We start from the raw sequence: 12101 nt of genomic DNA, 5'->3' as shown, positions 1-12101 counted from the left end.
ATGCCGCTGGAGGGATCAGCGGGTGACGGGCGTCAGCGATCCATTCCCGCGCGGGGTCTGGATCGAAGTGCAGGTTCCGGCGGGAACCAGCTTCCAGGCGTTGCCCTGATAGTCGCGCGTCGAGGTGCCGGCGCAGGTCGTGCCAGGGCCGGCGGCGCAGTCGTTCTTGGTCGCGAGGGCGACGCCGTAACATTTCTCCATGGCGGGCTCCGCCGCCCGGCTGTTGCTGCTCTGGGCGTGAGCCAGGCCGGCACCGGCGACGAGGGCCAGGGCGGTGGCACCGCCGATGGTCATGTGGGTCTTGGTCATGGGTGAGCTCCGTTGGCGTTTCCGTCCGAGGCGTCGGACGGGCCCTCATTCGGAGTGATCCACATTCCGTTACGCGAAACCGGACGCAGTGTGACGAGAGCCTGCAGGCCCCGCCTTGCACCCCCCGCCCGCCCGCGCCTATCTACCCCTCATGAAAGATCTCAACGCCCTGATGCAGCAGGCCCAGGCGATGCAGCAGAAGCTGCAGGACGCCCAGGCGAAGATGGCCGAAACCACCGCCGAGGGCACCTCGGGCGGCGGCATGGTGACGATGACCCTGAAGGGGCCCGGCGAGATCACGGCGGTCCGCATCGACGACAGTCTGATGGTCCCGGGCGAGGCCGAGATCCTGGCGGACCTGATCGTGGCCGCCCACGGCGACGCCAAGCGCAAGCTGGACGTCACCAACGCCGAGCTGATGCGCGAGGCCGCCGGCCCCATGGCGGGGCTCAACATCCCCGGCATGCCCAAGCTGTTCTGAGGCCTTGGCGGGCACAGCCCATTTCTCCGCTCATCCCCGCGAACGCAGGGACCCAGTGCTTTGGGCGATGACCGCCCGGGTCCGGAGCTCCGCCTTCAATCCCATGCACCGTGCCTCGCTTAAGGTCTGGGTCCCCGCGTTCGCGGGGATGAGCGGAAATCCGGTGGACTGATGGCCGCCTCCGCCGGACCCGAGATCGAGCGGCTGATCGCCCTTCTGGCCAAGCTGCCGGGGCTCGGCCCCCGCTCGGCCCGCCGCGCGGCGCTGGCGCTGCTGAAAAGGCGTGAACAGCTGCTGGTTCCGCTCGCCGCCGCCCTGGCCGAGACCGCCGAGAAGGTCGTGTCCTGTTCGGTCTGCGGCACGCCCGACACGCGCGACCCCTGCGCCATCTGTTCGGACCCCGCCCGTGACAACGGCCTGATCTGCGTGGTCGAGGAGGCCGGCGCGCTCTGGGCCATGGAGCGGTCCGGGGCCTTTCGCGGCAAATACCATGTGCTTGGCGGCCTGTTGTCGGCGCTGGACGGCGTCGGGCCCGATGCCCTGCGCGTCTCCGAACTGGTCGGCCGGGTCCGGGGCGGCGGCGTGCGCGAGGTCGTGCTGGCGCTGCCCGCCACCGTCGACGGCCAGACCACCGCCCACTATCTGGCTGATCGTATCGCCGGCGACGGGCTGGAGATCACCTCACTGGCGCGCGGCGTGCCCGTCGGCGGCGACCTCGACTGGCTGGACGACGGCACCATCGTCCAGGCGCTGCGGGCACGGCGTCCGGCGTAACGAATCCCTCTCCCCACGGGAGAGGGGCGTCCACGTCCGCTTCTGACGCATCGGCCTCCTACAGTGCCGGAATGACCTCGTTCCGGCCTCTTCCTTGCGTGGATTTCGCACTATTCAGACGGTTCGCACGCATTTCTCGGCGCGCTCGCCCTGACCTCCGACTCCCGCTATCGAACGGATCATGAACGCGATGTCCCTGATCCTTCTGGTCACCACCCTTGCGCTGGGGGCCGGCTTCCTGTGGGCCTTTCTCGGCTGGCAACGGACGCGCGGCGAGGTGACCCTGGCCCATGAGCGGCTGGTCCATTTCGAAGGGCGCAGCGAGGCCATGGCCGATCTGGTGAAGGCCCAGGCCGCCGAATCCGCCCGCGCCGTCGCCGATCAGATGGTCACCCGCGCCACCCAGACGTTCGAGGCCCAGGAGATGGCGGTCCGCGCCCGGCTTGAGGCCCAGCTGAAGCCGGTGGCCGATACGCTGAAGGCGTTCGACGAGAAGGTCACCGCCCTGGAGAAGGCCCGCGCCGAGGAAACGGGCACGCTGAAGGCCGAACTGGCCGCCCTGATGGTCGCCTCCTCCTCCACCCGCGACGAGGCCCGCAAGCTGACCGAGGCCCTGCGTGGCAACACCGGCCGGCGCGGGCGCTGGGGCGAGCAGACCTGTCGGAATGTGCTGGAGGCCGCCGGCATGGCGGGCCGCTTCGACTTCACCGAACAGACCTCGGCCGCCGACGAGACGGGGGCCCAGCAGCGGCCCGACTTCATCGTCCGCATGCCCGGTGGCGGCATGTTCGTGATCGACGCCAAGGTGCCCCTGGCCCTGCCGGACCCGGCCGACGGCGACGAGGACGCCCAGGCCCGGGCCGTCGCCCTGCGCACCGCCGCCAGCATGAAGACCCACGTCCGTCAGCTGTCGGCCAAGGCCTATCAGGACCAGTTCAAGCCCAGCCCCGACGTGGTCGTCATGTTCGTGCCGGGCGAATCCTTCCTGGCGGCGGCCCTGGATCACGAGCCGGACCTGCTGTCTCAGGCCATGGCGTCGCGCGTCCTGATCGCCACCCCGACGACCCTGTTCGCCATCTGCAAGGCCGTCGCCTACGGCTGGCGCGCCGAGGAACAGTCGAGGAACGCCGACGAGGTCGCGAAACTGGGCAAGGAGCTCTACAAGCGGCTGTCGGTCATGGGCGGCCATGCCGTGGCCCTGGGCAAGTCGCTCGGCCTCGCGGTCGACAAGTATAATGCCTTCGTCGGCTCGTTGGAGACCCAGGTCATGGTCTCGGCTCGCCGCTTCGAGGATTTGCAGGTCAATCATGAAGGTAAGGACCTGCCCCTGGCGGCCCCCGTCGACGCCGCGCCCCGCTCGCTCGCCCGGCCCGAACTGCTCGCCGACGCCGCCCAGGCCGAGGCGCGCACGCCGGCTCTTGAATCTTCGCGCGACCGCTGACAAGGTCACTTGACAGCGCTGCGGCGTGATGTAAAACGTCCTTGTCAAACAGACGGGGTTGCTTGTCATGAATGCGACGGAGGTGCGCGTGTCCGAACGTCCCCTGGCCCGATACGGCCTGTTGATGGCGGTGTGCCTGGTCGCGGGCGGCATCGCCGGCGGCGTCTCGGCCGCCTTTGGTGAGGCGGCCGGTGTTGGCCCCGTCATCGTGGCCGGCTCCGTCGGCCTCGCCATGGCGGCTGGTCTCTGGGTGTGTGCCCGCTGGTGGCGGGCCCTCGACGAGGCCGCCCAGGAAGCCCACAAATGGGCTTGGTGGTGGGGCTCCACCTTCGGCCTTGCGATCGGCGGCGTCGCTCTGTTCACCCTCGCCTATGCGACGCCCGACGCCCTGACGGCGGAGCCGAAGGATCTGCTGTTGGGCGGGGCGGGCCTTGTGGCGCTGGGGCAGACCGTCGGCTACGGCGTCGCCTGGGCCGTCTGGTGGCTGAAGCGGCGGTGACCTTATGAACAATCGCCTCAAGGTCCTGCGCGCAGAGCGCAACTGGAGCCAGGCCGACCTCGCCGCCGCTCTGGGTGTCTCGCGCCAGACCGTCAACGCGCTGGAGACGGGTCGCTACGACCCCTCCCTGCCGCTGGCCTTCAAGATCGCCCGCGTCTTCTCTCAACCCATCGAATCCATCTTCTCGGACACAGGAGCCTGATCATGATGTCCCAAGCCGAAGATCGCCGCCAATCCCTGCCCCAGAAGATCGGCATCGCCGTCGTTCTGGGCGGCCTCGGTGCCCTGACGGGCTACGGCATGGCCCAGATATTCAAGGACGAGGGGGCTCCCTGGCCCGACGTCCTGGCCATGGCCATGGCCGTCGCCCTGATCGCCGTTGGCCTGCTGAGCGCCGCCGTCATGGCCACCCGGCCGTCGTCCGTGCCCAAGGGCTGCGGCATCCTGCAGGTCGTCGTCTTCCTGCTGGCCGGCGTGATGCTGCTGGCCCCGATGTATGCGCCGGCCCTGGCCACGCCCGACGTCGTCTTCGGCGGCATCGTGGTTCTGCTGGCCATCCAGACCGTCGCCAACGTGCTGTTGTGGCGGCGCGCCGACGAGATGCTGCGACAGGTGATGGCCGACACCTCGGTCATGGCCTTCTGGGCCCTGCAGACGGCGTTGTTCCTCTATGCCGCCGCCGAGCGACTGGGGCTGATCGAGACCATCAGCGGTTGGGGCCTGACCGGCATCCTGATGGCCGTCTACCTGCTCGCCTCCATCGTCGCCTCCGCGCGGCGCGGGATCACCTGACGCCTTCTGCCTTTCTTGTGTCTTCAACGCCTGCCTCCCTGATCGAAAGGATCGGATCGATGAAACTCGTCTCCCTGCTCAAGACCTCCGCAGCCCGTATCGGCCGCTCCGCCGCCGGCGTCGCCCTGGGCCTCGGCCTGACCACGGCCCTGCTCATATCGGCTCCCGCCGACGCTTTCGCCCAGGCCGCGCCGGCCGCCGTTCCGATGGCCCAGGGTGATGGCCCGGCGCTGTGGGTCGTCACCGACGCCGATTCGACCATCTACCTGTACGGCACCTTCCACCTGCTGCGTCCCACCACCGCCTGGGGCAGCGCCAAGGTCGACCGGGCGCTGGACGGCGCCTCGGAGGTCTGGTTCGAGGTCGAGAATCCGGACGATCAGGCCGCCATCGGTCCCATCGTCCAGCAACTCGGCATCTCGCCTGACCGCCCGCTGTCCAGCCTTCTGACGGCCGAGGAGTTCGCCACCCTCGACACCGCCGCCCGGGCCCTCGGGGCCAGCGGGGCCCAGTTGGACCCGCTCCGTCCCTGGTTCGCCTCGCTCCAGCTCACGGTCGCGGCCATCGTCAAGGCCGGCTTCGACCCCCAGGCCGGGGTGGATCGGACCCTGATGGCGCGGGCGCGGGCTGCGGGCAAGCCGGTCAAGGGGCTGGAGACCGTCGCGGATCAGATCGGCTTCCTCGCCAATCTGAGCGAGGAGACCCAGCTGGAGATGCTGAGGGCCTCGCTCGAGGACTTCGCGGAGGCCGAAACCCTGCTGGACGCCATGTCCACGGCCTGGGCCACGGGCGACGTGGAGGGCGTGAACCGTCTGGTGATCGCCGAGACCCGCGCCGAGAGCCCGGAGCTCTATGAGGCCGTCTTCGTGCGTCGCAACCGGGACTGGGCGGATCAGATCCAGACCCTTCTGGCGGGGTCCGGCACGGTCTTCATCGCGGTCGGCGCTGGCCATCTCGCCGGCGACGAAAGCGTTCAGGAGATTCTGGAAGACCGTGGCGTCACGGTCACGCGGCAGTGACGCAAGGCGATACGAAGCCCCGCCAAGGTCGCCGCGCCGTCGCCGGGGCGACGGTCGCCATTGGCCTCGTCTGGCTGGCTGTCGTCGGACTGCATCTGTACTGGCGCAACTGGGAGGAAGCCGTGTTGTGGGCAGCCATCGCCGTCGCGACCATGGCCGCGTCTTTCGCCGGGCTCCCGGGCTTTCGTCGCAAGTCCTGACACCAGCGCCCGCAGCGATCGCGCCGCTCTCCGCCCCGGAGGGCGGCGCTTCGCGGCGTCTTCAGCCTGGAGCGGGCGGCGGGAATCGAACCCGCACGAAAAGCTTGGGAAGCTTTCAGGCTACCACTACATCACGCCCGCGGAAGCTGCGGCAACCTAGCGGAAAGTCGCCACGGCTCAAGTCCGGAGACGAACCGCGCGGCGAAAGTTTGTTCCGTCAGCACCCCGACAGACTGTCTTCAAATCGTCGCAAGTAACCCTCGCGGACGGATCGAGCGTTACTGCTCCGCCCTCGGATCGACTGTAACAAATCATCGGTTTTCTGTCATTCGCCCATAACATTGACGCCCTAAAGCCAGCGCCGGGGTTGCTGGGACTGCGTCGTTCGGACGCGTGGCGACCGAACATCCAACGCGAGGGTTTCCCGATGCTTCGACTGACCAAGGTTCTTCTGGCCGGTGCGGCCGTGATGGCGCTGGCCGCCTGTGGCTCCGCCGAGGTGGCTTCGCCCGGCGAGGGCGATTTCGGCAATCCCGGCACCGGTGGCGGTGGCGGTGGTGGCGGCACCACCCCGCTGCCTCCCGGCACCCCGGCCCCCGACTGCCCGGCCGGCCTTTCGAACGCCGGCCTGGTCGCCAACGGCACCCTGCGCGCCTGCCAGCTTCCGTCGGACATCACCGGCAACCTGACGCTGTCGGTTCGCGCCGGCACCATCTACGCCATCTCGGGCCGGACCCAGGTGGGCCTGGACCGCGGCATCGACACGGCCTCGACCACGGGCACCCAGGGCGTCCTGACGATCGACCCGGGCGTGCGCGTCTTCGCCTCGGGCGGTTCGGACTATCTGATCGTCAACCGCGGCTCGCAGATCTTCGCCGAGGGCACGGCGTCCAACCCGATCGTCTTCACCAGCCGCCAGAACGTCGAGGGCACCACCTCGCTGACGTCTCAGGGCCAATGGGGCGGACTGGTCATCGCCGGCCGCGCGCCCCAGGCCAACTGCCAGCTGACCGCCCCGGTCACCTGCACCGGTCAGGTCGAGGGCACCTCGGCCTTCTACGGCGGCAACACCCCGACCGATAACTCGGGTCGCGTCCGCTACGTCCAGATCAAGTTCTCGGGCTTCGAGATCTCGACCGGAAACGAACTGCAGGGCCTGACCATGGCCGGCGTCGGCTCGGGCACGACGGTCGAGTTCGTCCAGATCCACAACTCGTCGGACGACGGCATCGAAATCTTCGGCGGCAACGTCAATCTGCGCCGCATCGTCATCACCGGCGCCGATGACGACGGTCTGGACACCGACACGGGCTGGCGCGGTGCCGCCCAGTTCGGCATCGTGACCCAGCGTCCGCCGAACTCGTCCAGCCGCTCGGCCGGTTTCGAGTTCTCGTCCGCTCCGACCTCGATCCCGCTGGCCTCGCGCTACGTCTCGCGTCCGTTCCTGTCGAACTGGACCCTGGTCGGCCGCTCGACCACCAACACCAACCACACGGTCGCCCACTTCGACACCGGCACCGATCCGACCATCATCAACTCGGTCTTCACGGCCGCCTCGGGCGCGCTCCAGGGTTGCCTCGACATCAGCGATGCCGATACGGCCACGTCCAACCCGACCTTCACCTCCGTCTTCATGTCGTGCCCGGTCTCCTACCGCTCGAACAACGCGGCGACCTCGGCCAGCATCTTCACGGCGGGCACGGGCAACACGGCCGCCGGAACGTCCACTCTGACGGCCCCGGCCTCGGGGGCGACCCTGACCAACCAGGTCCTGACCTTCATCAACGGCGCCAACGAGACGGCGGTCACTCCGGCCAACGCCCCGGCGGTCAACAGCTTCTTCTCGGCCACGACCTACATCGGCGCCGTCCAGAACGCGGCCGACAACTGGTACGCCGGCTGGACCTGCGGCCTGTCGGGCGACACGACCTGCTGATGACTGAAAGCGAGGCGGCGGCCCGGAGCCCGGGTCGTCGCCGCCTTTCCCGCTTTCGTTAGAACCCCTTCAAGGCGCAGATCATGAAGACTCTCTCTCTGACCCTGACAGGGGTCCTCCTGGCCAGCAGCGCGCTCATCGCGCCCGGCCTGGCCCACGCTCAGACCGCTCCGGTCGAGCAAACCCCGGCCGAACAGGCCCAGGACGAAGCCACCCAGGTCGACGAGATCGTGGTTCTCGGCCGCTTCATCCCGGAACCGAACCGGGAAAGCCCCGAGGTCGCCGCCTTCCTGACCTCGGAAGACCTGGAGCGCACCGGCGATTCCAGCGCCGCCGCCGCCCTGACCCGCGTCACCGGCCTGACGGTGGTCGAGGGCCGTTTCGTCTATGTGCGTGGCCTCGGCGAGCGTTACTCGTCGGCGCTCCTGAACGGCTCGCCTCTGCCTTCGCCCGAACCGCTGCAGCGCGTCGTGCCGCTGGACCTGTTCCCGTCGTCGATCCTGGAAGGCGTGACCGTCCAGAAGACCTATTCGGTCAACTACCCCGGCGAGTTCGGCGGCGGCGTGATCGATCTGCAGACGATCGACGCGCCCAGCGAGCCCTTCTTCACCATCTCCGCCGGCCTGGGCTACGACACCGAGACGACGGCCCAGGACGGCCTGATCTACTACGGCAGCCGCACCGACTTCCTCGGCTTCGACGACGACACGCGCGACGTGCCGGGTCCGCTGGGCCTGGCCTTCGCTTCGGGCAACCAGATCCAGGCGGGTCCGGACTACACCGGCGACGACCTGCGTCGCATCGGCCAGTCGTTGGTCAATGCCCCTCTGCGCCTGCTGCAGTCCGAAGAAATCCCCGTCGACGGCAGCCTCGAAGTCTCCGGCGGCTTTTCCAACGAGACGCCGATCGGCACGCTCGGCGTCATCCTGGTCGCCGGCTACGACAACAGCTGGACGTCCCGTGAGGGCTTCCAGGAAGAGGCGCAGTTCTCGGGGTCCGACATCGTCGCAGCGACCAGCTATGCCTTCAACTCGACCCAGAATGACGTCCAGCTGAACCTGCTGGGCGGCCTGTCGCTCTCGGGACTGGACCACGAGGTCAAATGGACGAACTTCTACGTCCGCAACACGACCAAGGAGGCCCGTTCGCGGGTCGGGCCGGACTTCGACGCCGGCGGGTCGATCCTGCGCGACGACTACACCGAGTGGTTCGTGCGTCAGCTGTTCTCCAGCCAGCTGGCCGGCGAGCACGAGTTCCTGGACGGTGCCTTCGAGATCGACTGGCGCGCCAACTATTCGACCACTTCGCGCGACGCGCCGTACGAGAGCCGCTTCGGCTATGGCCAGAACGCGGCGGGCGACTTCGTTCACGACATCGAGCGCAACCTGATCTCGTTCAGCGAGCTGAACGACGACGTCTATTCGGGCGGTGCCGACTTCGCCTACACCGTGCCGCTCTCGGACTTCCGCGAGGCCAAGTTCTCGGCGGGCTTCGCCCTGTATGAGAACACCCGCGATTCCGAGCGCCGCGACCTGCGCTTCATCTCGCCGGCCGGTCTGACCACCGACCAGACCGAGAGCCGCGTCGACTTCCTGTTCTCGGACTTCAACATCAACGACACGGTCCTGCAGATCAACGAGATCACCGGATCGAACGGCGCGGCGGCCTATGACGCCGAACTGGTCGTCAACGCCGTCTACGGCCAGGTCGAGGCCGAGATCATCCCCTTGGTGAACGCCACGGTCGGCGTCCGCTTCGAGGACGCCGAACAGTCGGTGACGCCGCGCGACCTGTTCGGTGGCGCGCCGACCTTCGCCTCGACCCGGATCGAGGAGCAGTACTATCTGCCCGCCGCCACGGTGACCTGGAACTTCGCCGAGGACATGCAGCTGCGCCTCGCCGCGTCCCAGACGATCGGCCGTCCGCAGTTCCGCGAGCTGGCCCCGCAGTCCTATACGGACCCGGAAAGCGACCGGACCTTCATCGGCAACCCGTTCCTGGTCGATACCGAGATCCTGAACCTCGACGCTCGCTGGGAATGGTATTTCGCCCGCCAGCAGTTCATCACGGCCGGCGTCTTCTACAAGCAGCTGGACAAGCCGGTCGAAGCCGTGATCGTCGACGTCGGCAACCAGCGTCAGCAGTCGTTCCTGAACGCGCCCGAAGCCACGATCATGGGCGCGGAGATCGAAGCCAAGAAATACTTCGAGTTCCCCGACAACGGCATGGGTTTCATCGCCAACAAGCGGTGGCTGATCCAGGCCAACTACACCTTCTCGGACTCCGAAGTGACGGTCGACGCGGGTGACACCGTCCTGACCCTGGGTGGCGCGGGCACGCCGGAAAGCGCCGCCTTCTTCATCGCCGACGGTGCCCGTCTGCAAGGCCAGTCCGAGCACGTCGTCAACGCCCAGTTCGGCTGGGAGGACGACGCGGCGCGGTCGCAGGCGACCCTGATCGTCAACTACGTCTCCGAGCGGATCACCGCGCGCGGAGCCGGTGTCGGCGGCAGCCGCGAGCCTGACTTCATCCAGGAGCCGGGTGTGTTCCTGGACTTCGTCTACCGCAAGGACTTCACGGCGATGGGCCGCGACCTGGGCTTCGCCCTGGAGCTGCGCAATCTCCTCGGCACCGAGTTCGACGAGTTCCAGGAGCTGGGCAACAAGATCCGGATCAACAACTACGACCTGGGCTCCAGCGCCTCGATCAGCCTGACAGCGCGGTTCTAGGACCTAAACACATCTTCCCGACTGACGGCCGCTCCGGTGACGGGGCGGCCGTTCTTCGTCTCACTCCGCGCGATGGACCACCTCGCCGTCGACGACGGTCAGCACCGCCTTGCCGCCCGGGATATCCGCCTCGGGCACGGACATCAGGTCGATGTCGAAGGCGGTGAAGTCGGCGCGCTTGCCGACCTCGATGGTGCCCAGCTCGGCCTCGCGGAACGAGGCGTAGGCGGGCCACAGGGTGAACATCTTCAGAGCGGTGGCGCGGTCGACGGCCTCGTTCGGGCGCCAGTCGGGCCCCTGGAACCCCTGCAGGTCGCGCCGCGCGACGGCGGCGTAGAACTCGATCAGAGGATCGCCGCGCTCGACCGGCGCGTCGGAGCCGCCGACCACGATGACGCCGCGGTGGACCAGACTGTGCCAGGCATAGGCCCCGTCCAGACGGGCGTCGCCCAGCCGGGAGGGGGCGAAGTGGAAGTCGCCGATGGCGTGGCTGGGCTGCATCGAGGCGATGATCGGCAGATCCTCGAACCAGTGATAGTCGGACGGGCGCAGGATCTGGGCGTGCTCGATGCGCCAGCGTACGTCGGCGCCGTTCGGACGTTCGGACGGGGGCACATTGGCCAGGGCGGCGGCATACCATTCGGCCACCTCGGTATTGCCCCGGTCGCCGATGGCGTGGGTGGCCAGCTGGATGCCGGCGCGCAGGGCCTGTTCGTAAAGCGGGATCTGCTGCTCGGCCGTGACCTGCATCAGGCCCGATGTCTCGGGCGCGTCGGAATAGGGCTGGTGCAGGGTCGCACCGCGCGAGCCGAGCGCCCCATCGGCATAGTATTTGACCGCGCGGGTGATGATGCGGCCGTCGGCCACGTCGCGCGGTCCCTGGGCGAACAGCTCGGCCGCGCCGTCCGGGGTGACGCTGTTGTAGACCCGCAAGGGCGCCTCGCCGGCCTCGGCCATGGCTTCGAGCAGGGGGACGTCGCGCCACGGTACGCTCATGGAATGAACGCCGGTCCACCCGTAGCGGGCCTCGACGGCGAAGCCCGCGCGATAGGCGGCGCGGGTGGCGTCCGGGTCGGCCTGGGGCTGCAGGGGGGCCAGCAGCTGTTCGGCGGCGTCGACGAACAGGCCGGTGGGTTCGCCGTCGGGACCTTTCAGGATCTCTCCGCCGAAGGGGGCCCGGGTCGAGGCGTCGATGCCCAGCCGAGCGAGGGCGGCCGTGGAGGCGACGGTGGCGTGGCCGTCGGCGCGCTGCAGCAGGACGAGGCGGCCGGGCGCGGCGGCGTCCAGATCGGCCGAGGTCAGGAAGCGGGCGCCGTTCTCGCTCTCGGGCCAGCGGGTCTCGATCCAGCCGCGCCCGATGATGACGCCCTCGGGGTTGGCCTCCGCCCAGGCGGTCAGCCGGGCCATGGCCTCGACGAGGGACGCCGAACCCTCGAGGTTCAGCGTCAGCTCGCGCCAGCCGATGCCGTCCAGATGGGCGTGGCCGTCGGTGAAACCGGGAAACAGGGTCGCGCCGCCGAGGTCGATGACCTCCAGCCCCTCGGTCGAGGGCGCGCCGGCGGCGGGGCCGACATAGGCGATGCGGCCGTCGCGGGCGATGACGACCTCGGCCGGGGCCGCCCCGTCCACGCCGGTGTGGATCGTCCCACCCCGGATCAGCAGGTCCTGGGCGGCGGCGGGAAGCGCGAGGGCGGCGAAGGCGACGGCGAGGAAGGCGCGGGTCATGGACAGGTCCGGATGCGACGGGAACGAACCGCGAGTTGCGGCGCTCCGGGCCGCGACGTCAAGGCGACGCCGGCGCGCGGGGGGCGGAGGTCGAGGGTCGAGGTGGGCACCTCTCCCTCCCCCTCTGGGGAGGGTGGTCGACGCGAAGCGGAGACCGGGTGGGGGCGGCCGGTGCTTGAGCGCCGACATCGCGTCT

The 12101-nt window shown here is 68.9% G+C and carries 12 protein-coding genes and 1 tRNA gene; 10 read left to right on the top strand and 3 right to left on the bottom strand.

All coding sequences use genetic code 11. The features are described from left to right. Nucleotides 1-15: 15 nt before the first annotated feature. A complete protein-coding gene (locus ABN401_RS15705; protein WP_349685809.1) occupies nucleotides 16-309 on the bottom strand; it encodes a BufA1 family periplasmic bufferin-type metallophore in 294 nt (97 codons plus the stop codon). Between the two features lie 151 nt (nucleotides 310-460). Here ABN401_RS15705 and ABN401_RS15700 point away from each other — a divergent pair, with 151 nt between their 5' ends. The 8 genes from ABN401_RS15700 to ABN401_RS15665 all read left to right on the top strand — a co-directional run bounded on the left by ABN401_RS15700 (nucleotide 461) and on the right by ABN401_RS15665 (nucleotide 5515). Further along, on the top strand, nucleotides 461-790 hold the full coding sequence (locus ABN401_RS15700) for a YbaB/EbfC family nucleoid-associated protein (protein ID WP_349685808.1): 330 nt from the start codon (nucleotides 461-463) through the stop codon (nucleotides 788-790). Between the two features lie 171 nt (nucleotides 791-961). After that, nucleotides 962-1564, top strand: coding sequence for a recombination mediator RecR (gene recR, locus ABN401_RS15695; RefSeq protein ID WP_349685807.1), 603 nt, complete (start codon nucleotides 962-964; stop codon nucleotides 1562-1564). Between the two features lie 181 nt (nucleotides 1565-1745). Next, nucleotides 1746-3005, top strand: coding sequence for a DNA recombination protein RmuC (locus ABN401_RS15690; protein ID WP_349685806.1), 1260 nt, complete (start codon nucleotides 1746-1748; stop codon nucleotides 3003-3005). Between the two features lie 88 nt (nucleotides 3006-3093). After that, entirely contained in the window at nucleotides 3094-3504 is a 411-nt protein-coding gene (locus tag ABN401_RS15685) for a hypothetical protein (protein WP_349685805.1), read from the top strand. Between the two features lie 4 nt (nucleotides 3505-3508). Next, complete coding sequence (locus ABN401_RS15680) at nucleotides 3509-3706, top strand: helix-turn-helix transcriptional regulator (RefSeq protein ID WP_349685804.1); 198 nt, start codon at nucleotides 3509-3511, stop codon at nucleotides 3704-3706. 2 nt (nucleotides 3707-3708) lie between these two features. Then, the gene (locus tag ABN401_RS15675) at nucleotides 3709-4296 is read left to right on the top strand and encodes a hypothetical protein (RefSeq protein WP_349685803.1); all 588 of its coding nucleotides are present in this window, start codon (nucleotides 3709-3711) and stop codon (nucleotides 4294-4296) included. A gap of 59 nt (nucleotides 4297-4355) precedes the next feature. Then, nucleotides 4356-5315, top strand: a complete 960-nt coding sequence (locus tag ABN401_RS15670; RefSeq protein WP_349685802.1) for a TraB/GumN family protein — start codon at nucleotides 4356-4358, stop codon at nucleotides 5313-5315. Beyond that, entirely contained in the window at nucleotides 5312-5515 is a 204-nt protein-coding gene (locus tag ABN401_RS15665) for a hypothetical protein (protein ID WP_349685801.1), read from the top strand. Before ABN401_RS15670 ends, ABN401_RS15665 begins: the two co-directional genes overlap by 4 nt. Nucleotides 5516-5582: 67 nt before the next feature. Here the strand turns inward: ABN401_RS15665 and ABN401_RS15660 are convergent. Then, nucleotides 5583-5656 (bottom strand) — tRNA-Gly (locus ABN401_RS15660). 286 nt (nucleotides 5657-5942) lie between these two features. Between ABN401_RS15660 and ABN401_RS15655 the strand changes: the two genes are divergently transcribed. Both ABN401_RS15655 and ABN401_RS15650 read left to right on the top strand, forming a co-directional pair. Next, nucleotides 5943-7451, top strand: a complete 1509-nt coding sequence (locus ABN401_RS15655; protein ID WP_349685800.1) for a beta-helix domain-containing protein — start codon at nucleotides 5943-5945, stop codon at nucleotides 7449-7451. An 83-nt stretch (nucleotides 7452-7534) separates the two neighbouring features. Further along, nucleotides 7535-10180, top strand: a complete 2646-nt coding sequence (locus ABN401_RS15650) for a TonB-dependent receptor domain-containing protein (protein ID WP_349685799.1) — start codon at nucleotides 7535-7537, stop codon at nucleotides 10178-10180. Nucleotides 10181-10240: 60 nt separating this feature from the next. On the opposite strand, the gene ABN401_RS15645 is transcribed toward ABN401_RS15650, so the two are convergent. Beyond that, nucleotides 10241-11905 carry an amidohydrolase gene (locus ABN401_RS15645; protein ID WP_349685798.1) on the bottom strand — a complete coding sequence of 555 codons (1665 nt, stop codon included), beginning with the start codon at nucleotides 11903-11905 and terminating at the stop codon, nucleotides 10241-10243. Nucleotides 11906-12101: the final 196 nt, after the last annotated feature.

The sequence above is a fragment of the Brevundimonas aurifodinae genome (genome assembly GCF_040195595.1).
GTDB lineage: Bacteria > Pseudomonadota > Alphaproteobacteria > Caulobacterales > Caulobacteraceae > Brevundimonas > Brevundimonas aurifodinae.
Note: the sequence above shows the minus strand (reverse complement) of the source record. Positions and strands in the feature narration are given on the sequence as shown.